This is a genomic window from Neisseria mucosa, assembly GCF_003044445.1.
GTDB lineage: Bacteria > Pseudomonadota > Gammaproteobacteria > Burkholderiales > Neisseriaceae > Neisseria > Neisseria mucosa_A.
The window spans coordinates 148,534-174,848 of record NZ_POWX01000001.1 but is presented as its reverse complement, the minus strand read 5'-3'; the positions used below and the strand labels follow the sequence as shown (position 1 = coordinate 174,848).

Here is a 26,315-nt window from a genome sequence, read left to right as displayed (position 1 = left end):
ACCTATATCTGATTCAAAAGTCCGATCTGCCTAAACTGCACAGTATATCGGTTTAAAATAGAAACCACTCATGCCGTCATTCCCGCGCAGGCGGGAATCCAGAAGTTTGGCATTACGGCAACCTCCAAACATTTCTGAAAACTGAATGTCTGGATTCCCGCCTGCGCGGGAATGACGGTATGGGTATATGAATTCGATTTAATAGTATAGAAAAAAGGTCGTCTGAAATTTCAGACGACCTTTTGACTTTTTGAGAAATAACCAAATCTTTATTCTTTGCGGCGGCTGCCTAAGTCGGCGGCGGCGGTAAAGAGTACGTCGGTGGAGGAGTTGAGGGCGGTTTCGGCGGAGTCTTGGATTACGCCGATAATCATGCCGACGCCGACGACGCGCATGGCGAAATCGTTGTCGATGCCCAAGAGGCTGCAGGCGACGGGGATCAGCAGCAGCGAGCCGCCGGCAACGCCGGATGCGCCGCATGCGCCGACGGTGGCGACGAGGCTCAGGAGCAGGGCGGTTGGGTAATCGACGACGATGCCTTTGGTGTAGGCGGCTGCCATGGCTAAGACGGTGATGGTAATCGCTGCACCTGCCATGTTGATGGTTGCGCCCAGCGGGATGGAGACGGAGTAGGTGTCTTCATGCAAGCCGAGTTTTTTCGCCAATGCCATGTTGACGGGGATGTTGGCGGCGGAGGAGCGGGTGAAGAAGGCGTAGAGTCCGCTTTCGCGCAGGCAGGTGAAGACCAGTCCGTAGGGGTTTTTGCGGGTTTGCGACCAGACGATGAGCGGGTTCACGACGAGGGCGATAAACGCCATGCTGCCGAGCAGGACGGCCAGCAGGCGTCCGTAGCTGAGGAAGGCGGAAAAGCCGGTTTCGGCAACGGTTTGGGAGACCAGTCCGAAAATACCCAAGGGGGCGAAACGGATAACCCATTGCACGACGGTGGTAACGGCGTCGGAGAGGTCGGCGACGACTTGGCGGGTGGTGTCGGAGCCGTGGTGGCGCAATGCGGAGCCTAAAACCAACGCCCATGCGAGAATGCCGATGTAGTTGGCTTGCGCGATGGCGTTAATCGGGTTGGACACGAGCTTCATCAAAAGCTCTTTGAGGACTTGGATGATGCCGGAGGGCGGGGCGAGGGTGGAGGTAGCTACGTCTTTAAACACCAGCGCGGTCGGGAATGCCATACTGGCGGCAACGGCGACGGCGGCTGCGGCAAATGTGCCGACGAGATACAGAATAATGATGGGTTTGATTTTGGCTTCGCCGCCTTTGCGGTATTGCACCAGCGCGGCGGTTACTAAGACAAACACCAATACGGGGGCGACGGCTTTCAATGCGCCGACGAACAATTCGCCGAGCAGCCCTGCGCCCAAACCTGCTTTCGGGGAAATGGAGCCGACCAAGACGCCCAACATCAAACCGATGATGATTTGCGGGACAAGTCCGATACGGTTGACTGCGTTCAGCAGTGGATTACCACTTGCCATGATACGTCCTCTTACTTTATGTGTTAAGAAACGTTGCATTTTAAAAGAAAATATCAATTATTGCGCAGGTTTACATATCAAATCGATTGTTGTGGCGAAAAATGCTTGATTTTTTAGAGAATTGGGCAGTTTGTGCTGTATTTTTCGGATTGGAGGGAGTTAATGTGTTTTGCTTCTGTCGCGCAGGGGCAGGCGCATCCGCCTTTTCAGACGACTCCTCCGTCTCGGGCAGGTTTTAAACCCGATTGAAAATAATGGTAGAATTTAGAACCCTTCTGCCGTTGAAACATTTTTTTGCCATGACCAGACTGACTTCGCCCATTTTGATTGTTTCACTCGCCCTTGCCTACGGACACGCAGCCGCAGCCGATCTGCCGCGTGCCGAAGACTACGAACCGATTCCCGGTTTCAAGCAGGGCGGGCAATCCGAGCAGGCTGACAAAGTAGGCAAACTGACGCCCAAGTTTCCCGTCAAAATCGAAACCAAAAACAGCGAAGTCAAATCCATGCTCGAAGAATACCTGCCGCTGATTACCCAGCAGCAGGACGAAGAGTTGGACAAAGAGCAGGTCGGCTTCCTCGCCGAAGAAGCGCCCGACAACGTCAAAACCATGCTCAAAACCAAAGGCTATTTCAACGGCAGCGTCAACGTCCAAGACAACGGTTCGAGCTATACCGTCGCCGTCAATCCCGGCCCGCGCACCAAAATCGACAACGTCAGCGTCGCCATCCTCGGTGACATCCTTTCAGACGACAACCTTGCCGAGTATTACCAAAAAGCCATGCTCAACTGGCAGCAGCCCGTTGGCGAATACTTTGACCAAGACGGCTGGAGCGGCAGCAAAACCTCCGTCCTCAGCGCAGTAACCCGTAAAAAATACCCGCTTGCCAAACTCAGCAACACCCAAGCCACCGTCAATCCCAACAACAACACCGCCGATCTGAACGTGATCGTCGAAAGCAACCGTCCCATTTATTTCGGCGACTTTGAAATCACCGGTACCCGCCGCTATCCCGACAACGTCGTCGCCGGTCTGGCACGCTTCAAACCCGGCGCGCCTTACGACCTCGACCTCTTGCTCGACTTCCAACAAGCGCTCGAACAAAACGGACATTACTCCGGCGCATCCGTCCAAGCCGACTTCGACCGACTCCAAGGCGACCGCGTGCCCGTCAAAGTCAACGTAACCGAAGTCAAACGCCACAAACTCGAAACCGGTATCCGCTACGATTCCGAATACGGTCTCGGCGGACGCATCGGCTACGACTATTACAACCTCTTCAACAAAGGCTACATCGGTTCCGTCGTTTGGGACATGGACAAATACGAAACCACCCTTGCCGCCGGTATCAGCCAGCCGCGCAACAGCGAAGGCAAATATTGGACGACCAACACGTCCTACAACCGCTCGACCACACAAAATCTTGAAAAACGCGCCCTGACCAGCGGCATTTGGCGCGTGCGCGACCGCAACAGCATCGAATCGCGTCTCGGTATTGAATTTATTACCGAAGAACGCAAAGTCCCCGATACCAATTACGACCTCGGTCGCAGCCACGCCACCATGCTGACCGCCTCGTGGAAACGCCAAAACATCGAAACTGAACTGCGTCCCGAAAACGGCTACTACCTCGACGGCAAAGTCGGCGTAACGCTGGGCAAGCTCCTTTCTTCCACCGCCATGGCGCGCGCCACCGCCCGCGCAGGCTATTTCTACACGCCTGAAAACAAAAAACTCGGTACCTTCATCGTGCGCGGACAAGCAGGCTACGTTTACGCCCACGAAGGCAAAGACGTGCCTTCCAGTTTAATGTTCCGCACCGGCGGCGCATCTTCTATACGCGGTTACGAACTCGACAGCATCGGCTTGGAAGGTCCGAAAAATTCAATCCTACCCGATAGGGCGTTACTGGTCGGCAGCCTCGAATACCAATTCCCAATTACCAAAAGCGTATCCGGCGCCATCTTCCACGATGTCGGCGACGTTACCAGCAATTTCAAAAACATGAGTATGCAACACGGTACCGGTGTCGGCGTGCGCTGGTTCAGCCCCGTCGCCCCGTTCTCCTTCGACCTTGCCTACGGACACCAAGACAAGAAACTCCGTTGGCACATCAGCTTGGGTACAAGGTTTTAAGGTCGTCTGAAAATGTGGACAGGCTTGGTGCAAAACCCATAATATCCAAAATTTTTACCATTCTTGAACCATAAATAAAAATCATGAATTTCGATCTTGAAAACCTCTCTTCATTCTCAGGCTGGGAACGTCTCGTTGAAATCGGCATGGCATTCGGTACCAACCTCGTTGCCGCGTTGGCGATTTTCTTTGTCGGCAGATGGATAGCTTCCCGCCTTGTTATTTTGATGAAAGCTGCGCTGACCCGCGCCAAAGTGGACAGAACGCTCGTCAGCTTCCTCGGCAATGTGGCTAATGTCGGCCTGTTAATCCTGATTATTATTGCCGCACTGGGCAAGCTGGGCATTCCGACCACGTCGGTTACCGCCTTAATCGGCGGCGCGGGCTTGGCGGTGGCTTTGTCGCTGAAAGACCAGCTGTCGAACTTTGCCGCCGGCGCACTAATTATTCTGTTCCGTCCGTTTAAAGTCGGCGACTACATCAAAGTCAACGGCTTCGAAGGCGTTGTTAGCGAAATTAAAATGGTGCAGACCGCGCTGAGTACGCCGGATAACGAAGAAGTCATCCTGCCTAATAGCGTCGTTATGAGCAACAGTATCGTGAATCGTTCTTCCATGCCGCTGTGCCGCGTGCAGGTGGTAGTCGGCGTCGATTACGCCTGTGATTTGAAAGCCGCCAAAGCCGCTGTTTTAAAAGCCGCCACCGAGCATCCTCTGTGTGTGCAGACTCCAGGCAAAGAAGCGGTAACATTTATTACCAACTTGGGCGACAGCGCCATCGAAATCACGCTTTGGGCGTGGACGAATGAAGCCGATTTGGGCGCGTTCCGCTTCGGGCTGAACGAGCAGGTAGTGGAAAACCTGCGCGCCGCCAATATCAATATTCCTTTCCCGCAACGCGACGTGCATATCATCCAGAAGCAGGGGTAAGGGTAAGTTTCGGATTGGCGAATCCGACCTGCTGAAGCTGTGGGCATACGGTGTTTGAAACCCAAAACCCATCCGAGGTCGTCTGAAAACTTGAAAATCAGGTTTTCAGACGACCTTTATTCTTCCCGCCGACAGGCATACAATCAAAAGTGCAGTACCTTTCATTGATTCAATACAAGGAGACAGTTATGCGCGGCATAAAATCAGTTGCATTGTTGTGTACTTTGGCATTGGGTGCGCCGGCGTTTTCGGCGGATTTGACCAAAACGCTGCCGGGCGATTTGACGACGGCTCAGGCGCAGGCGGTGGTGCAGGCTTCGATGAAAAAGGCGCGTGAAATCAAGGTGCCGATGAATATCGCGGTCATGGACGCGGGCGGTAATTTGAAGGCGTTTGCGCGTATGGACGATGCGTTTATCGGCAGCATTGATATTGCGCAGAAAAAGGCGAAAACAGCACGCTATTTCAATATGTCCACCCGCGATTTGGGCAAGGCTTCGCAGCCGGGCGGCGAGCTTTACGGTATTGAGGTGACCAATGATGGTTTGGTGATTTTTCCCGGCGGTGTGCTGCTGGTGGATAAAAACGGTGTTATCGTCGGCAGTGTCGGCGTGAGCGGCGGCTCGGTCGATGAAGACGAAAGCGTCGCGAAAGCAGGTGCGGCGGTATTGTCGGGAAGGTAAACCGCAGCTTAAGGCAACTTGACGCGTTTCTTTTCATTGATTTGCGTTGGGTTGCTGAAATAGGCAGAGGTCGTCTGAAAAATGTGGGTTTTAATCCCTGCAATCTTTTCAGACGACCTTTTTACATTTGTTGGCATTTTACCGCTGTGGGCATGGCGTTTGGGTATATGGGGTCGTCTGAAACCTGAAATGCTGTCTTTCCCAAGCACAATTCGCCGCAATGGGATATGATTATCCTTTTTCAGACGACCTGTCCTTAATATAATAGGTAATATATAGTGGATTAACTTTAAATCAGGACAAGGCGACGAAGCCGCAGACAGTACAGATAGTACGGCAAGGCGAGGCAACGCCGTACTGGTTTAAAGTTAATCCACTATAGGTCGTCTGAAAAGTCGATTCCGTCAGGTGCGGCGGAGTCCTGTGCAGCCGTTAAGTCATACAAGAAAGTCAAGATGTCCGAAACAGCAGTCCAAGAAACCCAAGAAACGCCAAACAGTGTGCCTACGTCGTCTGAAACACAACCCACCCCGCCCAAGCGCAAGAGACGCTGGTTGCGGGGTCTGTTGCTGACGTTGGTTGTGTTGGTGTGTGCGCTGGCGGGCTTTATTGCTTGGCTGGTGGGGACGGAATCGGGTTTGCGTTTCGGTTTGTACAAGATTCCGTCGTGGTTTGGCGTGAAGATTGCGTCGGAAACGCTGGAAGGTACGCTGGTTAAGGGTTTTCACGGCGATAAGTGGATGATTGAAACGGATGGGGCGGATGTGAAAATCAGCGCGTTCCGTTTTGATTGGAACCCGTCCGAGCTGTTTCAGCGCAGCCTGCACATTACTGAAATTGTGGCGGGCGATATTGCGGTCGTGCCGAAGCCGACGCCGCCGAAAGAGAAAAAGCCGTCCAAAGGGCTGCCTGAGAGCATTGATTTGCCTGTGTTGGTGTTTATCGACCGTTTGGAAACGGGCAGACTCAGCGTGGGCAAAAATTTTGACAAGCAGACGGCCTATCTCGACCATCTGAATGCGGCATACCATTATGATCAGAAAGAACACCGCTTGGATTTGAAAACCCTCGATACGCCGTGGAGCAATTCGACGGGTTCGGCGGTGGTAGGGCTGGAGAAGCCGTTTGCGCTCAATACGACGATTCAGACGAAGGGCGAGCTGGAAGGCGAGACGATAGAGGGTAAGGCGCGCCTGTGGGGCAGCTTGCAGGACGTGCAGACTGAAATCCTGCTGGACGGCGAGAATGTGCATTTGTCGGCGAAATCTACGGTGCATCCGTTTGCCGCTTCGTTGGACAAGATGATCGGCGAGGTGCTGATCAAGGGTTTCAACATCAATCCGACCGCGTTCCTGCCGTCGCTGCCCAAGGCAAACCTGACATTTGACGCGACCGTTGTGCCTTCGTTTACGCACGGTATCGCGTTGGACGGCTCGCTCGACTTGGAAAACAAGGCGGCGGGTTTTGCCGATGCAAAATCCATTCCGGTGCGCAACATTCTGGCGGACTTCACCATCAACGACAACGGCGTGGTAACCGTCCAAGAATCTGAAATCGGGCTGTTGGAGGAAGGTTCGTTCAATGTTGCCGGTACGGTCGATACGGTGAAAAACGCGCTGGCGCTCAAGATTAATGTGAACAACCTCGTTTCAGACGACCTCGTCCGCACCAATGTTGCCGGTCAGTGGAACGGGTTTATCGGTGTCAAAGGTGAAACCTCATCGCCCGCTGTGGACTGGAATCTTGAAAGCAGCAACGCGCAACTTTCCGGCCTGTTGTCCTTCGCCACTGACAGAAAACTCGGACAGCGCACCCTCAAACTTGACCGCGTCCGCGTCGCTCCGCAAAACGGCGGCGAACTGACGGCGCAAGGTTCGCTCGAACTTTTCAAAGACCGCCTGCTCAAGCTCGACATTTCCAGCAAGGCGTTCAACCCGTCCCGCCTCGACCCGAAACTGCCCGCAGGCAGCGTCAACGGCACCATCAATCTTTCAGGCGAACTGGCGAAAGAAAAATTCGCCGGCAAAATGCAGTTTGCACCGAGTACGTTAAATAACGTTCCCCTCAGCGGTAAAGCCGACGTCGTTTACGAATCCGGACACCTCCCGCGCGCGCTGACCGATTTGCGTTTGGGCAACAATATCGTTAAAACCAACGGCAGCTTCGGTAAAAAAGGCGACCGCCTCAATCTTGACATCACCGCTCCCGACCTTTCCCGTTTCGGTTTCGGACTGGGCGGGCTGCTCAATACGCGCGGCTATATTTCAGGCGACCTCAAGGGCGGACTGAAAACCTACGAAGCCGACCTTTCCGGCGAAGCGCGCGCCCTGCGAGTCGGCGATGCCGTCAACATCCGTATGCTTGACTTCAAACTCAAAGGCACGCCCGACATCAACCGTCCGCTTGCCGCCGACATAAAAGGCAGCCACATCGCCCTTTCCGGCGGCGCGACCGTCATCGATGCGGTCAACCTGTCCCTTAACGGTACGGGTGCGCAACACCGCATACACGGCAGCAGCAGCATGGCGTTGGACGGCAAACCCTACAAACTCGAAGTCAACGCGGCGGGCGGTCTGAACAAAGACTTCAATCAGTGGAAGGGCAGCGTGGACACGCTCGACATCGGCGGCGCGTTCAACCTCAAACTGCAAAACCGTATGAACCTCGAAGCAGGTGCGGAACGCGTTTCCATGAGCGCGGCGCGCTGGAGTGTGATGGGCGGCAGCCTCAACCTGCAAAACTTCGTTTGGGACAAAAAAGCCGGCATCACCAGCAAGGGCAGCGCGCAAAGCCTGCACATCACCGAGTTGCAAAACTTCGTCAAAATCCCCGTCGAACACAACTTGGTACTCGGCGGCGATTGGGATTTGGCGTACAGTCAAAATGCCCGCGGCTACCTCAACATCAACCGCCAAAGCGGCGACATCATCCTGCCGAACAAAGATCCGAAAAAACAGATGCCTTTGGGCTTGAGCGCGCTCTCCCTGCGCACCCGTTTCCAAAACGGCCGCATCGACAGCACGCTTGACGGCAGCACCCGTTTCGGCAACGTCAACGCCAATCTGGGCATCAGCCAGCAGTTCGGCAACAAAATCGCCAACGCGCCCATAAGCGGCAAAATCAACCTCAATGTCCCCGACTTGGGTGCCATCAAAACCTTCCTGCCCGCCACCGCGCAAGGCATTACGGGTCGTCTGAACGTAGCCGCCACCATAGGCGGGCGCGTCGGCGCACCTACCGTTGCCGCCACCCTAAACGGCACCAGCAATTACGGCGCTGCCGACGGTACGGTCAACATCGGACAAGGCTCAAGCATAGACACCGCGCCTTTGAGCGGCAAACTCAACCTCAACGTCGCCGACCTCGAAGTCTTCCGCAACTTCCTACCCGTCGGACAAACCGTCAAAGGTCGTCTGAATGCCGCCGTCAGCCTTGGCGGACGCGTCGGCGAACCGCAGCTTTCCGGTACGCTCAACGGCGAAAACCTCTACTACCGCAACCAAACCCAAGGCCTCATCCTCGACAACGGCGTTTTACGTTCTCATTTGCAGGGACAACGCTGGGTCATCGACAGCCTCAAGTTCCACAAAGGCGGTACGCTTGAGCTGAAAGGCTCCGTCAACCTTGCCAACGCCGACCCTGACGTTGATGTGGATGTCGTCTTCGACAAATACGACACCCTTTCCCGTCCGAACCGCCGCCTGCGCCTCTCCGGCAGCGCGAAAGTGCAATACAACCAGCAAAAAGGCGTGTTCCTCAACGGTACGTTAAACAGCGACTACGGTATGTTCGGTTCGCAAAAATCCTCCATGCCCTCGTTGGACGACGATGTCGTCGTCTTGGGTGAAGAGCAAAAACAAACCGCCGCCGTGACGCCTATCAACCTTAACCTCACGCTCAACCTCAACGACAATATCCGTTTTGTCGGTTACGGCGCAGACATCACCATAGGCGGTAGGCTGAATATCATTGCCCGACCGGGGGAAACCATTCAGGGCGTCGGTACGGTGAAAGTCGTCAAAGGCCGCTACAAAGCCTACGGTCAAGACCTCGACATCACCAAAGGTACGGTTTCTTTCGTTGGTCCGTTGAATAACCCCAACCTGAACATCCGCGCCGAACGCCGTCTTTCCCCTGTCGGTGCAGGCGTCGAAGTTCTCGGCAGCCTCGCCAATCCGCGCGTGACCCTTGTTGCCAAGGAAGCGATGAGCGAAAAGGACAAACTCTCTTGGCTCATCCTCAACCGCGCCAGCAGCGGCAGCGACGGCGACAATGCCGCACTTTCCGCAGCAGCAGGTGCGCTGCTTGCCGGACAAGTCAACGACAGGCTCGGACTGGTGGACGATTTGGGCATTACCAGCCAGCGCAGCCGCAATGCCCAAACCGGCGAACTCAACCCTGCCGAACAAGTATTGACCGTCGGCAAACAGTTCACCAACAACCTCTACGTAGGTTACGAATACGGTATTTCCAGTGCCGAACAGTCCGTCAAACTCGTGTACCAGCTCACGCGCGCCATCCAAGTCATCGCCCGCGTCGGCAGCCGTTCATACGGCGGCGAGTTGAAATACACCATCCGTTTCGACAGGCTCTTCCGTTCGGATTACGAAAACGACCGAAAAATCGAAGAAGCGGAAAAACAAAAAGCCGCGCAAACGCAATAACGCCGACGGAAAGGAAAAGGTCGTCTGAAAACCACACTTTAGGGTTTTCAGACGACCTTCTTTATATTTTTAAGTCTGCCTGCTTATTATCAAGCCAAATCAAGCTGCTTTTCCAAATTTTCCACCAACTGGTCATCCAGTTTCAAGGCTTGCGACAGCCGGCTTAAGAACACGATTTCTTTACGGGATAAATCGGCACACACCAATCTTGCCGCCAGATAGGTTTCTGCGGCCAAAGCTTCATCGTTGCCGACGGCTGCTGCGATTTCCTCGACTGTTGCCGGTCTTTCATATTCGGCGGCTAGCCAGGCGGCGGTTTCTGTATCTGTACCGCTTTCATGGGCAATAACCTGTTTTTCCGCTTCATCAATCAACCCGTCCGATGCGGCGGCTGCAATCATGGTGCGCAGGATGACGCGGCTGTGTGTTTCGGCAAGTTGACCGACAGGTTCGAACGCTTGTTGCGGCAATTCGGGTTGGTTGCGGTTTTGCTGCCAGCTTTGATAGCCTTTGTAGGCAATATAACCCAAAGCTGCGACCGAACCGGCCTTGACCAGTTTTTTGGTGTTTTTCTTTTTCATCAGCATAGAAGCCAGTCCTGCCACTAATGCGCCGCCGCCGAAAGAATTAAGCGGGCTGTCGGATACGGATCGGCTGTTTTTTTGAACCGTTCCCAAAATTTGGTTGAGCAGATTGTTGAAATTCATTGTGATTGTCCTTTTTGAGGGTGGGTTTTTAAATCATATGGGTATTCAGACTTAAAACAAGGCATGGAGGTGTTAAAGGATGCAAATGCTTATGAAGCATAGGGGTGGTCGTCTGAAAATCAAATCGGGCAGGGTTTCGGGATCGTTAAGCATTACCTGCAAAAAGGATAGCGAACTGTCCGCAAGAGGTAAATAAAACGGTAAGAAACAAAACACAAATAAGAATCGTTATCATAAACTTATTGAATTTATTAGGATTTTTTTAACAGTTGACCGACATTTACCTTTAAATGGATTTTGAAATTCGATAAAATAGCAGGATATTAAGATTTGTCTGTCAACCAGTTAGGCATAAACCATGTTGGCCAGTTACTTTCCCGTCCTCGTATTCATCCTCGTCGGCCTCGCTGCCGGCGTGCTGTTTATCCTGCTCGGCACGATTTTAGGTCCGAAACACCACTACGCCGAAAAAGACGCGGCTTACGAATGCGGTTTCGAAGCCTTTGAAAACGCCAGGATGAAGTTTGACGTGCGTTATTATCTCGTCGCCATCCTGTTCATCCTCTTCGATTTGGAGGTTGCGTTTATGCTGCCGTGGGCGGTGGTGTTCAAAGATTTGGGCGCATACGGTTTCTGGTCTATGCTGGTGTTTATCGTCGTTCTGACGGTAGGCTTTGTTTACGAATGGAAAAAAGGTGCGCTGGAATGGGAATAGAAGGCGTTTTGAAAAAAGGTTTCATCACCACCAGCGCGGATACGGTGCTGAACTATATGCGTACCGGTTCGCTGTGGCCGGTTACTTTCGGTTTGGCCTGCTGCGCCGTGGAAATGATGCACGCGGGTATGGCGCGTTACGACCTTGACCGTTTCGGCATTATTTTCCGTCCGTCGCCCCGTCAGGCCGACCTGATGATTGTGGCGGGTACGCTCACCAACAAAATGGCGCCCGCCCTGCGCCGCGTGTACGACCAGCTCGCCGAGCCGCGTTGGGTATTGTCCATGGGTTCGTGTGCCAACGGCGGCGGCTACTATCATTATTCTTATTCCGTCGTGCGCGGTGCCGACCGTGTCGTGCCTGTGGACGTTTATGTGCCGGGTTGTCCGCCGACTGCGGAGGCCCTGATTTACGGCCTGATGCAGCTCCAACAAAAAATCAAGCGCACTTCCACCATCGCGCGGGACGAGTAAGGGGAGGACGATATGGCAAGCATTCAAAACTTATACGATACCGTCAGCCGCGTTTTGGGCAATCAGGCAAGCAAAGTCATTTCCGCTTTGGGCGAGATTACCGTTGAGTGTCTGCCCGAACACTATATTTCAGTGATGACTACGTTGCGCGACCATGAAGAACTGCATTTCGAGCTTTTGGTCGATTTGTGCGGCGTCGATTACAGCACTTACAAAAACGAAGCATGGCAGGGCAAACGCTTCGCCGTTGTCAGCCAGCTTCTTTCCGTTAAAAACAATCAGCGCATCCGCGTGCGCGTCTGGGTTTCAGACGACGATTTCCCCGTGGTCGAATCCGTGGTTCCCGTTTACAACAGCGCGGATTGGTACGAGCGCGAAGCCTTCGATTTGTACGGCATTATGTTCAACAACCATCCCGACCTGCGCCGCATCCTGACCGATTACGGCTTCGTCGGACACCCGTTCCGCAAAGACTTCCCGATTTCCGGCTATGTGGAAATGCGTTACGACGAAGAACAAAAACGCGTGATTTACCAACCTGTTACCATCGAGCCGCGCGAAATCACGCCGCGTATCGTCCGTGAGGAGAACTACGGTGGCCAATAAATTAAGAAACTACACCATCAACTTCGGCCCGCAACACCCTGCGGCGCACGGCGTATTGCGTATGATTTTGGAGTTGGACGGCGAACAAATCGTCCGTGCCGACCCGCATATCGGCCTCCTGCACCGAGGCACCGAAAAACTGGCGGAAACCAAAACCTACCTGCAAGCCCTGCCTTATATGGACAGGCTGGATTACGTTTCCATGATGGTCAATGAGCAGGCATACTGCTTGGCAGTAGAAAAACTCGCCGGAATTGATGTGCCTATTCGCGCCCAATACATCCGAGTGATGTTCGCCGAAGTAACGCGTATCCTCAATCACCTGATGGGCATCGGTTCGCACGCATTCGACATCGGCGCGATGACCGCCATCCTTTACGCCTTCCGCGACCGCGAAGAGCTGATGGACTTGTACGAAGCCGTTTCCGGCGCGCGTATGCACGCAGCCTACTTCCGTCCCGGCGGCGTTTACCGCGACCTGCCCGACTTTATGCCCAAATACGAGAGCAGCAAATTCCGCAACGCCAAAGTATTGAAGCAGCTCAACGAATCCCGCGAAGGCACCATGCTCGACTTCATCGACGCCTTCTGCGAACGCTTCCCGAAAAACATCGACACACTCGAAACTCTCCTGACCGACAACCGCATCTGGAAACAACGTACCGTCGGCATCGGCGTTGTCTCCCCCGAACGCGCCATGCAGAAAGGCTTTACCGGCGTCATGTTGCGCGGTTCGGGCGTGGAGTGGGACGTGCGTAAGAAACAGCCGTATGAAGTGTACGACCAAATGGATTTCGACATCCCCGTCGGCGTCAACGGCGACTGCTACGACCGCTACCTCTGCCGTATGGAAGAAATGCGCCAATCCGTACGTATTATCAAACAATGTGCCGACTGGCTGCGCGTCAATCCCGGCCCGGTCATCACCACAAACCACAAATTCGCCCCGCCCAAACGCACCGAAATGAAAACAGGCATGGAAGACCTGATTCACCATTTCAAACTCTTCACCGAGGGTATGCACGTTCCCGAGGGCGAGACCTACACCGCTGTCGAACACCCGAAAGGCGAGTTCGGCGTTTACATCATTTCAGACGGCGCAAACAAACCCTACCGCCTGAAAATCCGCGCACCCGGCTTCGCCCACCTGCAAGGCATGGACGAAATGGCAAAAGGCCACATGCTCGCCGACGTTGTTGCCATCATTGGTACGCAGGACATCGTATTCGGGGAGGTTGACCGATAATGTTATCCGCAGAATCCTTAAAACAAATCGACATCGAGTTGGCGAAATATCCCGCCGACCAACGCCGTTCCGCCATCATGGGCGCGTTGCGCATTGCCCAAACCGAAAAAGGCTGGCTCGCTCCCGAAACCATCGCCTTTGTTGCCGACTATATCGGCATCACGCCGGCGCAGGCATACGAAGTCGCCACTTTCTACAATATGTACGACCTCGAGCCTGTCGGCAAATACAAACTGACCGTCTGCACCAACCTGCCCTGCGCCCTCCGTGGCGGCATGGATACCGGCGAATACCTGAAGAAAAAACTCGGTATCGGCTACGGCGAAACCACGCCCGACGGCAAATTCACCCTCGTCGAAGGCGAATGCATGGGCGCATGCGGCGATGCCCCCGTTATGCTGGTAAACAACCACAGCATGTGCAGCTTTATGACTGAAGAGGCGATTGAGAAGAAACTGGCGGAGTTGGAATAGGTCGTCTGAAACGACGATTTAAACGTAGGTCGGATACTTGTATCCGACAGAGTGGGTAAAAAGGCAAAATGTCGGATTCAAGAATCCGACCTACTAAAATACCGAAATGCCGTCATTCCCACCTGCGCGGGAATGACGGCAGACAAGTAAAGTGGTCGAGATCCAACCAAAACGAATAGAAGGTCGTCTGAAAATATCGATTTGATAAACTAGATTTTATTTCAGACGACGTTACAAGCCGATACACAAAGACATCTTAAGGTCGTCTGAAACAGCGGCCGCAACCGATACGAAAACGAACAGGCACACCAAAAATGGCTATTTACCAATCAGGCGTGATTTTTGACCAAGTGGATACCGCCAATCCCGACTGCTGGACATTGGACGAATACGTCAAACGCGGCGGTTACAGCGCGCTGCGTAGAATCCTGTCCGAAAACATCTCGCAAACCGACGTGATTGACGAAGTCAAAACCTCCGGTCTGCGCGGGCGCGGCGGTGCGGGCTTTCCGACCGGCTTGAAATGGAGCTTTATGCCCCGTTCCTTCCCCGGCGAAAAATACGTCGTCTGCAACACAGACGAAGGCGAACCGGGTACGTTCAAAGACCGCGACATCATCATGTTCAACCCCCATGCCCTGATTGAAGGCATGATTATCGCCGGTTACGCGATGGGTGCGAAAGCGGGCTACAACTACATTCACGGCGAAATTTTTGAAGGTTATCAACGCTTTGAAACCGCACTCGCTCAAGCGCGCGCCGCAGGTTTTTTGGGTAAAAATATTTTAGGTTCGGACTTCGAATTCGAACTCTTCGCCCACCACGGCTACGGCGCATACATTTGCGGCGAAGAAACCGCATTGCTCGAATCGCTGGAAGGCAAAAAAGGCCAGCCGCGCTTCAAACCGCCGTTCCCCGCCTCGTTCGGCCTGTACGGCAAGCCGACCACCATCAACAATACCGAAACCTTCGCTTCCGTACCGTTTATCGTCCGCGACGGCGGTCAGGCGTTTGCCGACAAAGGCATTCCGAATGCAGGCGGTACTAAATTGTTCTGTATTTCCGGTCATGTCGAGCGTCCGGGCAACTATGAAGTGCCGCTAGGCACGCCGTTTGCCGAAATCCTGAAAATGGCGGGCGGTATGCGCGGCGGTAAAAAACTCAAGGCCGTCATTCCCGGCGGTTCGTCCGCGCCAGTTTTGCCTGCCGATATCATGATGCAGACCAATATGGACTATGACTCGATTTCCAAAGCCGGCTCGATGCTCGGTTCCGGCGCGATTATCGTGATGGATGAAGACGTGTGCATGGTCAAAGCCCTTGAACGGTTAAGCTACTTCTACTACGACGAATCCTGCGGCCAATGCACCCCCTGCCGCGAAGGCACCGGCTGGCTCTACCGCATCGTCCACCGCATCGTAGAAGGCAAAGGCCGCATGGAAGACTTGGATTTGCTGGATTCCGTCGGCAACCAAATGGCAGGCCGCACCATCTGCGCCCTCGCCGATGCCGCCGTCTTCCCCGTCCGCAGCTTTACCAAGCATTTCCGTGATGAATTTGTGCATTACATTGAACACGGCGGACCGATGAAGCCGAATAAGTGGTGCTAAGTTTTCAGACGGCCTCTAAAAGAATTATTTATCAAATACCCGTAACTAGGAACGAACCATGTTACAAATCGAAATCGACGGCAAACAGGTATCTGTGGAGCAGGGCGCGACGGTGATTGAGGCCGCGCACAAGCTCGGTACTTATATTCCGCATTTCTGTTACCACAAAAAGCTCTCCATCGCCGCCAACTGCCGTATGTGTCTGGTGGATGTGGAAAAGGCCCCCAAACCGCTGCCCGCCTGTGCCACGCCGGTAACGGACGGCATGATTGTGCGCACGCATTCGGCGAAGGCCCGCGAGGCGCAGGAAGGTGTGATGGAGTTCCTGCTCATCAACCATCCGCTCGACTGTCCGACCTGCGACCAAGGCGGCGAATGCCAGTTGCAGGATTTGGCGGTGGGCTACGGTAAAACCACCAGCCGCTACACCGAAGAAAAACGTTCCGTCGTCGGCAAAGACATGGGGCCTTTGGTTTCCGCCGAGGAAATGAGCCGCTGCATCCACTGCACTCGCTGCGTACGTTTCACCGAAGAAATCGCCGGCTTGCAAGAAATTGCGATGGCGAATCGCGGCGAACACTCCGAAATCATGCCCTTTATCGGCAAAGCGGTGGAAACCGAGCTGTCGGGCAACGTCATCGATTTGTGCCCCGTCGGCGCGCTGACCAGCAAACCGTTCCGTTTCAACGCGCGTACTTGGGAGCTGAACCGCCGCAAATCCGTTTCCGCCCATGACGCTTTGGGCAGCAACCTGATTGTACAAACCAAAGACCATACCGTCCGCCGTGTGCTGCCGCTGGAAAACGAAGCGATTAACGAATGCTGGCTGTCCGACCGCGACCGTTTCGCCTACGAAGGCCTGTATCACGAAAGCCGTCTGAAAAACCCGAAAATCAAACAGGGCGGCGAATGGATGGACGTGGATTGGAAAACTGCGTTGGAATATGTCCGCAGCGCAATTGAATGTATCGCCAAAGACGGCAACCAAAACCAAGTCGGCATTTGGGCGAACCCGATGAATACGGTTGAAGAACTGTATCTGGCCAAAAAACTCGCCGACGGTTTGGGCGTTAAAAATTTCGCCACCCGTCTGCGCCAACAGGACAAACGTCTTTCAGACGACCTCAATGGTGCGCAATGGCTGGGACAAAGTATCGAATCGCTGGCGGACAACGAAGCCGTACTGGTGGTCGGTGCGAACCTGCGCAAAGAACAGCCGCTTCTGACCGCCCGCCTACGTCGCGCTGCTAAAGAGCGCATGGCCTTGAGCGTGTTGGCAAGCAGCAAGGAAGAGTTGTTTATGCCGCTTCTGGCTCAGGAAGCGGTGCATCCCGACGAGTGGGCAGGTCGTCTGAAAAACCTGTCTGCCGATGCGGAAAACGCGATTACCGTGAGCCTGAAAAACGCTGAAAAAGCAGCGGTGATTTTGGGCGCGGAAGTGCAAAACCATCCCGATTACGCTGCGATTTACGCCGCCGCACAAGAGCTGGCGGACGCAACCGGCGCGGTGCTGGGTATTTTGCCGCAGGCTGCCAACAGCGTCGGTGCGGACGTATTGGGCGTGAACTCAGGCGAGAGCGTTGCCGAAATGGCAAACGCGCCGAAACAGGCAGTCTTGCTGCTCAACGTCGAACCGGAAATCGATACGGCGGACGGCACAAAAGCCGTAGCCGCGTTGAAACAGGCGAAAAGCGTGATGGCGTTTACGCCGTTTGTCAGCGAAACACTGCTGGACGTGTGCGACGTATTGTTGCCGATTGCGCCGTTTACCGAAACATCGGGCAGCTTCATCAATATGGAAGGCCGTCTGCAATCCTTCCACGGTGTCGTTCAGGGCTTCGGCGACTCGCGTCCGCTGTGGAAAGTGTTGCGCGTATTGGGCAACCTGTTTGACCTGCAAGGCTTTGAATACCACGATACCGCCGCGATTCTGAAAGACGCGTTGGACGCGGAAAGCCTGCCGTCCAAACTGAGCAACCGTGCCGCATCGACTCAAAAAGATTTTCAGACGACCTCAAACCGCCTCGTGCGCGTGGGCGGAGTCGGTATTTATCACACCGATGCCATCGTGCGCCGTTCCGCGCCGTTACAAGCGACCAGCCATGCCGCCGTGCCTGCCGCGCGTGTGAATCCAAACACTTTGGCGCGCTTAGGCCTGCAAGACGGGCAAACCGCCATTGCCAAACAAAATGGCGCAGGCGTGTCCGTGGTGGTCAAAGCCGATGCCGGACTGCCTGAAAACGTGGTGCATCTGCCGCTGCATACCGAAAATGCCGCGTTGGGTGCGTTGATGGACACTATTGAACTGGCGGGAGCTTGATTATGCAGGAATGGTTCCAAAACCTCTTTGCCGCAACGCTCGGTCTGGGCGATTTGGGCATCACCGTGGGCTTGGTGGTGTCCGTCATCGTCAAAATTGTGATTATCCTGATTCCGCTGATTCTGACCGTCGCCTACCTGACTTATTTCGAACGTAAAGTCATCGGCTTCATGCAGCTTCGCGTCGGCCCGAACGTAACCGGCCCGTGGGGTCTGATTCAGCCGTTTGCCGACGTGTTCAAACTCTTGTTTAAAGAAGTTACCCGTCCGAAGCTGTCAAACAAAGCCCTGTTCTACATCGGCCCGATTATGTCGCTCGCCCCGTCTTTCGCGGCGTGGGCGGTGATTCCGTTCAACGAAGAATGGGTGCTGACCAATATCAATATCGGCCTTTTGTATATCCTGATGATTACCTCGCTGTCGGTTTACGGCGTGATTATCGCGGGCTGGGCTTCCAACTCCAAATATTCGTTCCTGGGCGCAATGCGTGCCTCCGCGCAAAGCATTTCTTACGAAATCGCCATGAGTGCCGCGCTGGTGTGCGTCGTGATGGTGTCGGGCAGCATGAACTTCTCCGACATCGTTGCCGCGCAGGCAAAAGGCATCGCGGGCGGTTCTGTGTTCTCGTGGAACTGGCTGCCGCTGTTCCCCATCTTCATCGTCTATCTGATTTCCGCCGTTGCCGAAACCAACCGCGCACCGTTTGACGTGGCAGAGGGTGAGTCTGAAATCGTTGCCGGACACCACGTTGAATATTCCGGCTTCGCGTTCGCGCTGTTCTTCCTTGCCGAATACATTTTCATGATTCTGATTGCCGCACTGACCTCGCTGATGTTCCTCGGCGGCTGGCTGTCTCCATTTCCGCAAAGTTGGGGCATTGTCGGCACGCCTTCCGCATTCTGGATGTTCGTGAAAATGGCGGCTGTGCTGTACTGGTATCTGTGGATACGCGCCACCTTCCCGCGCTACCGCTACGACCAAATCATGCGCTTGGGCTGGAAAGTACTGATTCCCATCGGCTTCGCCTATATCGTGATTTTGGGTGTGTGGATGATTTCGCCGCTGAATTTGTGGAAATAAGTTTCAGACGACGTATCAAGGTCGTCTGAAAACGCAGTTTTGAATATTTAACGGAATCCCTGTTTTGAGGGAACAGAATATGGCTAATTTAGTAAAAACCTTTCTGCTCGGCGAGTTGGTAAAAGGCATGGGCGTAACGCTCAAAAACTTTTTCGCCCGCAAAGACACGATTTATTTCCCAGAAGAGAAAACGCCGCAATCCGTGCGTTTCCGCGGCCTGCACGCGCAACGCCGTTATCCGAACGGTGAGGAACGCTGCATCGCATGTAAATTGTGCGAGGCGGTGTGTCCGGCAATGGCGATCAACATAGAATCGGAAGAACGCGAAGACGGCACGCGCCGCACCAAGCGTTACGACATTGACCTGACCAAGTGCATCTTCTGCGGTTTCTGCGAAGAGGCCTGCCCGACCGATGCGATTGTGGAAACCCATATTTTTGAATACCACGGCGAGAAAAAAGGCGACTTGCACATGACCAAGCCGATTCTCTTGGCAATCGGCGACAAATACGAAGCCGAAATCGCCAAACGCAAAGCCGCTGACGCGCCGTACCGTTAAGGAGCAGACGAATGACTTTTTCCGCGATTCTGTTCTATATCCTTGCCGCCATCGTCCTATACGGCGCGCTGCGTACCGTTACCGCGAAAAACCCTGTCCATGCCGCTTTGCATCTGGTGCTGACCTTCTGCGTGAGTGCGATGATTTGGATGCTGATGCAGGCTGAGTTTTTGGGCGTTACGCTGGTGGTCGTGTATGTCGGCGCCGTGATGGTGCTGTTCCTGTTCGTCGTGATGATGCTGAACATCGACATCGAGGAAATGCGCGCAGGATTCTGGCGGCACGCGCCTGTTGCCGGTGTTGTCGGCACATTGTTGGCAGTTGCCCTGATTCTGATTCTGGTCAACCCGAAAACCGACCTTGCCGCATTTGGTCTGATGAAAGACATTCCTGCGGATTACAACAACATCCGCGATTTGGGCAGCCGTATTTATACCGATTATCTGCTGCCGTTTGAGCTGGCGGCGGTATTGCTGCTGTTGGGTATGGTGGCGGCGATTGCGCTGGTTCACCGCAAAACCACCAATCCGAAACGCATGGATCCTGCCGACCAAGTTAAAGTACGCGCCGACCAAGGCCGTATGCGCTTGGTGAAAATGGAAGCTGTGAAACCACAAATCGAATCTCTCGAAGAAAACGAAGTTTCAGACGACCTCAAGCCGAAAGAGGGGGGCAAAGCATGATTACCTTGACGCATTATTTGGTATTGGGCGCGCTCCTGTTCGGTATCAGCGCGATGGGCATCTTTATGAACCGCAAAAACGTGCTGGTCTTGCTGATGTCCATCGAGCTGATGCTTTTGGCGGTGAACTTCAACTTTATCGCTTTCTCGCAGCATCTGGGCGATACCGCCGGACAGATTTTCGTATTCTTCGTATTGACCGTCGCTGCTGCCGAATCCGCCATCGGTTTGGCGATTATGGTGCTGGTGTACCGTAACCGACAAACGATTAATGTTGCCGATTTGGATGAGTTGAAAGGGTAGGGCGGATGCCGTCTGAACAAACCGATCAAGCGAATATCGAGCAATGGGTGTTTAAACCGCGTTCGCTTTTAGTTTTGTGCTGGGTTGCTGTTCCGTTTTTCCTGTCGACCTGGCTGGTGTGGTTTGCGTTTGCATGGGCGGGGCGGTTGGGCTGGCTGTTTGGCTTATTGTCGGTTTTGTGTGCGGGTATCGGGATTGCCGGATGGAAGATGTGGCAAAATTCGCGCCGCAATACGGGCAGAGATCGGGAATTCATACGTTTGGACGAAGACGGTTTGTCTTATTGCATACACGGCTGTGGGGCGGGTAAGGTGAAATACGCATGGATACGCTCTGTGTATCAAGTTCATACAAGGGGCTGTCAAGGCATTGCGATGGAATACCGTAGCCCTGAAACAGGCGTGGTTTTGGATACAATAATGCTGACTGACCTGCACCGCTTGGACTTAGACAGGAACGGTTTCAAATTGGCAGATCCCCACGACATCATCACTAAAGCGATTAGGGCGCGTTGCCAAGACAGGCAGCTTTATCGGATTTGAATGCTGTTGCACGGTTTGGCTGAAAATCTGAAGCCTGTAAGGAAAAAAATTTAAGGTTGGACAACCTGCTTTATGGCGTGAGGTCGTCTGAAAACCAAGACAAAGTAGATTAGTCGGATTAGGGAATCCGACCGACAAAACAAACATAGATTTTTAAATCAAAAAGGTTCATCCAAAATGAACGACATGACTCTATATCTCATCATTGCCCTTGTTCCGTTGGCAGGCTCGCTGATTGCGGGTTTGTTCGGCAATAAAATCGGACGTGCCGGCGCGCATACGGTTACGATACTCGGCGTGGCGGTGTCCGCCGTGTTGTCGGCTTATGTGTTGTGGGGCTTTATCGACGGCAGCCGCGCCAAGTTTGACGAAAATGTCTATACTTGGCTGACGATGGGCGGTTTGGATTTTTCCGTCGGCTTCTTGGTCGATACGATGACGGCGATGATGATGGTCGTGGTAACGGGCGTGTCGTTGATGGTGCATATCTACACCATCGGCTATATGCACGATGAAAAAGTCGGCTACCAACGCTTCTTCAGCTATATTTCTTTGTTTACATTCAGCATGTTGATGCTGATTATGAGCAACAACTTCGTCCAACTCTTCTTCGGTTGGGAAGCGGTGGGCTTGGTGTCGTATCTCTTAATCGGTTTCTATTTCAAACGTCCGAGCGCGATTTTTGCCAACCTGAAAGCCTTTTTGATCAACCGTGTCGGCGACTTCGGCTTTTTGCTCGGTATCGGCTTGGTGCTTGCCTATTTCGGCGGCAGCCTGCGTTATCAGGACGTATTCGCCTATCTGCCCAACGTACAAAATGCCACTATCCAGCTTTTCCCCGGTGTGGAATGGTCTTTGATTACTGTAACCTGTTTGCTCCTGTTTGTGGGCGCGATGGGTAAATCGGCTCAGTTCCCGCTGCATGTCTGGCTGCCCGATTCGATGGAAGGCCCGACCCCGATTTCCGCATTGATTCACGCCGCGACGATGGTTACGGCGGGTCTGTTCATGGTATCGCGCATGTCGCCGATTTACGAAATGAGCAGCACTGCGCTGTCGGTCATTATGGTGATTGGCGCGATTACCGCCCTGTTTATGGGCTTCTTGGGCGTGATTCAAAACGACATCAAGCGCGTGGTTGCGTATTCCACCCTGTCGCAACTGGGTTATATGACTGTGGCTTTGGGCGCGTCCGCCTATTCCGTGGCGATGTTCCACGTCATGACCCACGCCTTCTTTAAAGCCTTGCTGTTCTTGGCTGCGGGTAGCGCGATTATCGGTATGCACCACGACCAAGACATGCGCCATATGGGCAATCTGAAAAAATACATGCCGATTACTTGGCTGACCATGCTGATCGGTAACTTGTCGCTGATCGGTACGCCGTTCTTCTCCGGCTTCTACTCCAAAGATTCGATTATCGAAGCGGCGAAATACAGCACCCTGCCGGGCAGCGGTTTTGCCTATTTCGCCGTCCTCGCCAGCGTGTTCGTTACCGCGTTTTACGCGTTCCGCCAATACTTTATGGTGTTCCACGGCGAAGAAAAATGGCGCAGCCTGCCCGAACACCATTCAGACGACCACGGCGAAGAACATCACGGCTTGGGCAAAAACGACAATCCGCACGAAAGCCCGCTGGTCGTTACCCTGCCGCTGATTCTGCTTGCGATTCCGTCCGTCATCATCGGCTACATCGCCATCGAACCCATGCTCTACGGCGATTTCTTCAAAGACGTGATTTTCGTCAACGCCGACGCGCATCCGACCATGCACATCATGAAGGAAGAGTTCCACGGCGCATTGGCGATGGTGTCGCACAGCCTGCATTCGCCCGTCCTCTACCTCGCAATCGCAGGCGTATTGAGCGCATGGCTTTTGTACGTCAAACTGCCGCACCTGCCCGCCAAAATCGCGCAGGCGTTCCGTCCGGTTTACGTTTTGTTTGAAAACAAATACTACCTCGACGCCCTGTATTTCAACGTCTTCGCCAAAGGCACGCGTGCGTTGGGCAACTTCTTCTGGAAAGTCGGCGATACCGCCATTATCGACAACGGCATCGTCAACGGTTCCGCCAAACTGGTCAGCGCGATTGCCGCTCAGATACGCAAAGTCCAAACCGGCTTTATCTACACCTACGCCGCCGCTATGGTGTTCGGCGTATTGGTATTGCTCGGCATGACTTTCTGGGGATTGTTCAGATAAAGGCGGGGTTTCAGACGACCTGTCCGTAGTCGGTCTAGAGGTCGTCTGAAAAAGAACTATTCAAGTTGTAGGTCAGATACTTGTATCCGACATGAAAAAGAAAATAGTACAGCGTGTCGGATTCGAGAATCCGACCTACGGCATATCGGGATTGTTCAGGTAAAAATGAGATTTTCAGACGACGTTTAGGTCGTCTGAAAAAGGAAACACGAGAAACAATGGTTGAAGACAAATTACCGCAAACCCTAGACGAAGTCCGTGAAGCCATCGACGGTTTGGACAAGGAATTAATAGAATTGCTCGCCCGCCGGCAGAAGCTGGTACGGCAGGCAGGCCGTCTGAAACCTAAAAACGATGTGCAGGCGGTTTCCGCGCCCGAACGGGTAGCGCAAGTGATTGCCTCGCGCCGTGCCTATGCCGAAAAGGCCGGTTTGTCGCCCGAAGTTGCCGAAGCAGTTTGGCGCAGTATGATTGATGCGTTCATTAAACTGGAGATGGAAACCAACCGTACCGACGGGGCGTAGTCAACATTTCGGTCATAATTGATTTACTTGGATAGATACGGAATTTGCCGACTGCCGTCATTCCCGCGCAGGCGGGAATCCAGACCTATCGGTGCATAAACCTGTCAAGGGAAAAGGTTTCCTAAAATTTACGTTCTGGATTCCCGCCTGCGCGGGAATGACGGGATTTAAGAAACAGTTGTATCGACAGGTTTATCTAGATACAGAATCAAAGAGGCGCGAAAATGCCCGACACGCACACCATCCGCTCCGCCGAATTTACCGCTTCCCGCGCATGGGGCGTACTCGACATCGCCAATATGAACGGCACCACCGTGCGCCTGCACTGGACGGACCAGCCCTACAAATGGCACGTCAACGACGGCGAGGAAGTGTTTGCCGTGATGGATGGCGAAGTCGATATGCACTACCGAGAAAACGGCGAAGAGTACATCGTTCGGTTGAAAAGCGGCGACATCTTCTACGCGGGAATCGGCACGGAACACGTCGCCCATCCGTGCGGCGAAGCGCGGATTTTGGTGATCGAGAAAGAAGGCAGTGTTTGAGGTCGTCTGAAAAGAGGGTTTCAGATGGCAATGGAATGAAAGAATAACGGCAGATATGCGGTTTTATTGATTCAGCCATACACAAAATACACATAATCTTTTTCAGTTGTAGTTGTAGGTCGGATACTTGTATCCGACATGAAAAAGAAAACAGTACAGCGTGTCGGATTCGAGAATCCGACCTACGGCTGGAAGATTCGGCAGAATTAGCTTGAGACAAATAGCAGAAGCCTGAACAAATCTTTTTCAGACGACCTCTTATAAACGTCGTCTGAAAAACCAACCCACACAACTATATTTTTATTTTAACCACAGGTTAACCACTATGTTTTCCAACTACCTACTCAGCTTGGCAATATGGATACCCATCGCTGCGGGCGTGCTGGTTTTGGCGACGGGGCCGGACAGCCGTGCGCCGCTTGCCCGCGTGCTCGCTTTAATCGGTGCGCTTGCCGGTTTCTTGGTAACGCTGCCCTTGTTTACGGGTTTCGACCGTTTGAGCGGCGGCTATCAGTTTACCGAGTTCCACGAGTGGATTCCGCTTTTGCGGATCAACTACTCGCTGGGTGTGGACGGTATTTCGGTGCTGTTTGTTATTCTGAACGCGTTTATCACGCTGATGGTGGTGCTGGCGGGTTGGGAAGTGATTCAGAAGCGTCCGGCACAGTATATGGCGGCGTTTTTAATCATGTCGGGCCTGATTAACGGCGCGTTTGCGGCGCGGGATGCCCTGCTGTTTTATGTGTTCTTCGAGGGTATGCTGATTCCGCTCTACCTGATTATCGGCGTGTGGGGCGGTCCGCGCCGCGTGTATGCGTCGGTGAAGCTGTTTCTCTATACGCTGATGGGTTCGCTGCTGATGCTGGTGGCGATTGTGTACCTGTCTTACCAAGCGGGCGGCTTTTCGATTGAGGATTTCCAAAACATCAAACAGATTCCGCTGGGCGTGCAACAGCTTTTGTTTGTGGCGTTCTTCCTGTCGTTTGCGGTGAAAGTGCCGATGTTCCCCGTGCATACTTGGCTGCCGGATGCCCACGTTGAGGCGCCGACGGGCGGTTCGATGGTATTGGCGGCGATTACACTGAAATTGGGCGCATACGGCTTTTTGCGCTTCATCCTGCCGATTTTGCCTGATGCGTCGCGCTATTTCGCGCCGGTCATCATCGTGTTGAGCCTGATTGCGGTGGTGTATATCGGTATGGTCGCGCTGGTGCAGACCGATATGAAAAAACTGGTGGCGTATTCGTCCATCAGCCATATGGGTTTCGTTACCTTGGGGATGTTTTTATTCATTAACGGGCAGTTGAACGACTGGGCATTGAAAGGCGCGGTCATCCAGATGATTTCGCACGGTTTCGTGTCGGCGGCGATGTTTATGTGTATCGGTGTGATGTACGACCGCCTGCACACGCGCAATATCGCCGATTATGGCGGCGTGGTGAACGTGATGCCCAAGTTTGCGGCGTTTATGATGCTGTTTGCGATGGCAAACGCGGGTCTGCCGGCGACTTCGGGCTTCGTGGGCGAGTTCATGGTGATTATGGGCGCGGTCAAAGTGAATTTCTGGGTGGGCGCGCTGGCGGCGCTGACGCTGATTTACGGTGCGTCTTACACGCTGTGGATGTATAAGCGCGTGATTTTCGGCGCGGTCGGCAATTCGCATGTTGCCGATATGAAAGACATCAACTGCCGCGAATTTGCGATTCTGGCGATTTTGGCGGTTGCGGTATTGGGTATGGGCCTGTATCCGCAGGCGTTTATCGAAGTGGTGCATCAGGCGGCAAACGATTTGATTGCCCATGTGGCGCAAAGCAAGATTTGA

General features: G+C 53.6%; 22 protein-coding genes. 20 read left to right on the top strand and 2 right to left on the bottom strand.

Going from position 1 to position 26,315, the window contains the following annotated elements; all coding sequences use genetic code 11:
• Positions 1–269: 269 nt before the first annotated feature.
• Positions 270–1,493 (bottom strand): serine/threonine transporter SstT, encoded by a 1,224-nt coding sequence (gene sstT, locus DBY90_RS00965; protein ID WP_070492885.1) that lies wholly within the window; start codon positions 1,491–1,493, stop codon positions 270–272.
• A 299-nt stretch (positions 1,494–1,792) separates the two neighbouring features.
• Here sstT and DBY90_RS00960 point away from each other — a divergent pair, with 299 nt between their 5' ends.
• The 4 genes from DBY90_RS00960 to DBY90_RS00945 all read left to right on the top strand — a co-directional run bounded on the left by DBY90_RS00960 (position 1,793) and on the right by DBY90_RS00945 (position 9,907).
• A complete protein-coding gene (locus DBY90_RS00960; RefSeq protein WP_070492934.1) occupies positions 1,793–3,631 on the top strand; it encodes an autotransporter assembly complex protein TamA in 1,839 nt (612 codons plus the stop codon).
• Between the two features lie 83 nt (positions 3,632–3,714).
• Positions 3,715–4,560, top strand: coding sequence for a mechanosensitive ion channel family protein (locus tag DBY90_RS00955; protein WP_003741932.1), 846 nt, complete (start codon positions 3,715–3,717; stop codon positions 4,558–4,560).
• 188 nt (positions 4,561–4,748) lie between these two features.
• On the top strand, positions 4,749–5,243 hold the full coding sequence (locus DBY90_RS00950) for a GlcG/HbpS family heme-binding protein (RefSeq protein ID WP_070492883.1): 495 nt from the start codon (positions 4,749–4,751) through the stop codon (positions 5,241–5,243).
• 455 nt (positions 5,244–5,698) lie between these two features.
• Positions 5,699–9,907 (top strand): translocation/assembly module TamB domain-containing protein, encoded by a 4,209-nt coding sequence (locus tag DBY90_RS00945; protein WP_070493264.1) that lies wholly within the window; start codon positions 5,699–5,701, stop codon positions 9,905–9,907.
• An 89-nt stretch (positions 9,908–9,996) separates the two neighbouring features.
• On the opposite strand, the gene DBY90_RS00940 is transcribed toward DBY90_RS00945, so the two are convergent.
• Positions 9,997–10,614 (bottom strand): tellurite resistance TerB family protein, encoded by a 618-nt coding sequence (locus DBY90_RS00940; protein ID WP_070493261.1) that lies wholly within the window; start codon positions 10,612–10,614, stop codon positions 9,997–9,999.
• A 358-nt stretch (positions 10,615–10,972) separates the two neighbouring features.
• Between DBY90_RS00940 and DBY90_RS00935 the strand changes: the two genes are divergently transcribed.
• The 16 genes from DBY90_RS00935 to DBY90_RS00855 all read left to right on the top strand — a co-directional run bounded on the left by DBY90_RS00935 (position 10,973) and on the right by DBY90_RS00855 (position 26,315).
• The gene (locus DBY90_RS00935; protein WP_003741940.1) at positions 10,973–11,329 is read left to right on the top strand and encodes an NADH-quinone oxidoreductase subunit A; all 357 of its coding nucleotides are present in this window, start codon (positions 10,973–10,975) and stop codon (positions 11,327–11,329) included.
• On the top strand, positions 11,320–11,802 hold the full coding sequence (locus DBY90_RS00930) for a NuoB/complex I 20 kDa subunit family protein (protein WP_003677002.1): 483 nt from the start codon (positions 11,320–11,322) through the stop codon (positions 11,800–11,802). Before DBY90_RS00935 ends, DBY90_RS00930 begins: the two co-directional genes overlap by 10 nt.
• 12 nt (positions 11,803–11,814) lie before the next feature.
• A complete protein-coding gene (locus DBY90_RS00925) occupies positions 11,815–12,408 on the top strand; it encodes an NADH-quinone oxidoreductase subunit C (RefSeq protein ID WP_003765094.1) in 594 nt (197 codons plus the stop codon).
• Positions 12,398–13,654, top strand: a complete 1,257-nt coding sequence (gene nuoD, locus DBY90_RS00920; RefSeq protein ID WP_009310869.1) for an NADH dehydrogenase (quinone) subunit D — start codon at positions 12,398–12,400, stop codon at positions 13,652–13,654. The genes DBY90_RS00925 and nuoD overlap by 11 nt, the downstream gene beginning before the upstream one ends.
• Positions 13,654–14,127 carry an NADH-quinone oxidoreductase subunit NuoE gene (gene nuoE / locus DBY90_RS00915; RefSeq protein ID WP_003741945.1) on the top strand — a complete coding sequence of 158 codons (474 nt, stop codon included), beginning with the start codon at positions 13,654–13,656 and terminating at the stop codon, positions 14,125–14,127. Before nuoD ends, nuoE begins: the two co-directional genes overlap by 1 nt.
• A 314-nt stretch (positions 14,128–14,441) precedes the next feature.
• A complete protein-coding gene (gene nuoF, locus DBY90_RS00910) occupies positions 14,442–15,737 on the top strand; it encodes an NADH-quinone oxidoreductase subunit NuoF (RefSeq protein ID WP_070493258.1) in 1,296 nt (431 codons plus the stop codon).
• Positions 15,738–15,795: 58 nt separating this feature from the next.
• On the top strand, positions 15,796–18,057 hold the full coding sequence (nuoG, locus tag DBY90_RS00905; protein WP_070493255.1) for an NADH-quinone oxidoreductase subunit NuoG: 2,262 nt from the start codon (positions 15,796–15,798) through the stop codon (positions 18,055–18,057).
• A 2-nt stretch (positions 18,058–18,059) separates the two neighbouring features.
• Positions 18,060–19,136, top strand: coding sequence for an NADH-quinone oxidoreductase subunit NuoH (gene nuoH / locus DBY90_RS00900; protein WP_002218648.1), 1,077 nt, complete (start codon positions 18,060–18,062; stop codon positions 19,134–19,136).
• Positions 19,137–19,215: 79 nt separating this feature from the next.
• The gene (gene nuoI / locus DBY90_RS00895) at positions 19,216–19,695 is read left to right on the top strand and encodes an NADH-quinone oxidoreductase subunit NuoI (RefSeq protein WP_002216341.1); all 480 of its coding nucleotides are present in this window, start codon (positions 19,216–19,218) and stop codon (positions 19,693–19,695) included.
• An 11-nt stretch (positions 19,696–19,706) separates the two neighbouring features.
• On the top strand, positions 19,707–20,378 hold the full coding sequence (locus tag DBY90_RS00890; RefSeq protein ID WP_003741951.1) for an NADH-quinone oxidoreductase subunit J: 672 nt from the start codon (positions 19,707–19,709) through the stop codon (positions 20,376–20,378).
• Complete coding sequence (gene nuoK / locus DBY90_RS00885) at positions 20,375–20,680, top strand: NADH-quinone oxidoreductase subunit NuoK (protein WP_002215628.1); 306 nt, start codon at positions 20,375–20,377, stop codon at positions 20,678–20,680. The genes DBY90_RS00890 and nuoK overlap by 4 nt, the downstream gene beginning before the upstream one ends.
• A 5-nt stretch (positions 20,681–20,685) precedes the next feature.
• Positions 20,686–21,222 carry a hypothetical protein gene (locus tag DBY90_RS00880; RefSeq protein ID WP_070493252.1) on the top strand — a complete coding sequence of 179 codons (537 nt, stop codon included), beginning with the start codon at positions 20,686–20,688 and terminating at the stop codon, positions 21,220–21,222.
• A gap of 177 nt (positions 21,223–21,399) precedes the next feature.
• Positions 21,400–23,424, top strand: a complete 2,025-nt coding sequence (nuoL, locus tag DBY90_RS00875) for an NADH-quinone oxidoreductase subunit L (RefSeq protein WP_070493249.1) — start codon at positions 21,400–21,402, stop codon at positions 23,422–23,424.
• 218 nt (positions 23,425–23,642) lie between these two features.
• Positions 23,643–23,948, top strand: coding sequence for a chorismate mutase (locus tag DBY90_RS00865; protein WP_003741955.1), 306 nt, complete (start codon positions 23,643–23,645; stop codon positions 23,946–23,948).
• Positions 23,949–24,172: 224 nt separating this feature from the next.
• A complete protein-coding gene (locus DBY90_RS00860) occupies positions 24,173–24,493 on the top strand; it encodes a cupin domain-containing protein (RefSeq protein ID WP_070493532.1) in 321 nt (106 codons plus the stop codon).
• A 325-nt stretch (positions 24,494–24,818) separates the two neighbouring features.
• Entirely contained in the window at positions 24,819–26,315 is a 1,497-nt protein-coding gene (locus DBY90_RS00855) for an NADH-quinone oxidoreductase subunit M (protein WP_070493529.1), read from the top strand.

What these genes read in the sequence shown, in the direction of transcription:
- sstT (WP_070492885.1), bottom strand. Translation starts at nt 1,493, where the DNA reads ATGGCAAGTGGTAATCCACTGCTGAACGCAGTCAACCGTATCGGACTT.
- DBY90_RS00960 (WP_070492934.1), top strand. Translation starts at nt 1,793, where the DNA reads ATGACCAGACTGACTTCGCCCATTTTGATTGTTTCACTCGCCCTTGCC.
- DBY90_RS00955 (WP_003741932.1), top strand. Translation starts at nt 3,715, where the DNA reads ATGAATTTCGATCTTGAAAACCTCTCTTCATTCTCAGGCTGGGAACGT.
- DBY90_RS00950 (WP_070492883.1), top strand. Translation starts at nt 4,749, where the DNA reads ATGCGCGGCATAAAATCAGTTGCATTGTTGTGTACTTTGGCATTGGGT.
- DBY90_RS00945 (WP_070493264.1), top strand. Translation starts at nt 5,699, where the DNA reads ATGTCCGAAACAGCAGTCCAAGAAACCCAAGAAACGCCAAACAGTGTG.
- DBY90_RS00940 (WP_070493261.1), bottom strand. Translation starts at nt 10,614, where the DNA reads ATGAATTTCAACAATCTGCTCAACCAAATTTTGGGAACGGTTCAAAAA.
- DBY90_RS00935 (WP_003741940.1), top strand. Translation starts at nt 10,973, where the DNA reads ATGTTGGCCAGTTACTTTCCCGTCCTCGTATTCATCCTCGTCGGCCTC.
- DBY90_RS00930 (WP_003677002.1), top strand. Translation starts at nt 11,320, where the DNA reads ATGGGAATAGAAGGCGTTTTGAAAAAAGGTTTCATCACCACCAGCGCG.
- DBY90_RS00925 (WP_003765094.1), top strand. Translation starts at nt 11,815, where the DNA reads ATGGCAAGCATTCAAAACTTATACGATACCGTCAGCCGCGTTTTGGGC.
- nuoE (WP_003741945.1), top strand. Translation starts at nt 13,654, where the DNA reads ATGTTATCCGCAGAATCCTTAAAACAAATCGACATCGAGTTGGCGAAA.
- nuoF (WP_070493258.1), top strand. Translation starts at nt 14,442, where the DNA reads ATGGCTATTTACCAATCAGGCGTGATTTTTGACCAAGTGGATACCGCC.
- nuoG (WP_070493255.1), top strand. Translation starts at nt 15,796, where the DNA reads ATGTTACAAATCGAAATCGACGGCAAACAGGTATCTGTGGAGCAGGGC.
- nuoH (WP_002218648.1), top strand. Translation starts at nt 18,060, where the DNA reads ATGCAGGAATGGTTCCAAAACCTCTTTGCCGCAACGCTCGGTCTGGGC.
- nuoI (WP_002216341.1), top strand. Translation starts at nt 19,216, where the DNA reads ATGGCTAATTTAGTAAAAACCTTTCTGCTCGGCGAGTTGGTAAAAGGC.
- DBY90_RS00890 (WP_003741951.1), top strand. Translation starts at nt 19,707, where the DNA reads ATGACTTTTTCCGCGATTCTGTTCTATATCCTTGCCGCCATCGTCCTA.
- nuoK (WP_002215628.1), top strand. Translation starts at nt 20,375, where the DNA reads ATGATTACCTTGACGCATTATTTGGTATTGGGCGCGCTCCTGTTCGGT.
- DBY90_RS00880 (WP_070493252.1), top strand. Translation starts at nt 20,686, where the DNA reads ATGCCGTCTGAACAAACCGATCAAGCGAATATCGAGCAATGGGTGTTT.
- nuoL (WP_070493249.1), top strand. Translation starts at nt 21,400, where the DNA reads ATGAACGACATGACTCTATATCTCATCATTGCCCTTGTTCCGTTGGCA.
- DBY90_RS00865 (WP_003741955.1), top strand. Translation starts at nt 23,643, where the DNA reads ATGGTTGAAGACAAATTACCGCAAACCCTAGACGAAGTCCGTGAAGCC.
- DBY90_RS00860 (WP_070493532.1), top strand. Translation starts at nt 24,173, where the DNA reads ATGCCCGACACGCACACCATCCGCTCCGCCGAATTTACCGCTTCCCGC.
- DBY90_RS00855 (WP_070493529.1), top strand. Translation starts at nt 24,819, where the DNA reads ATGTTTTCCAACTACCTACTCAGCTTGGCAATATGGATACCCATCGCT.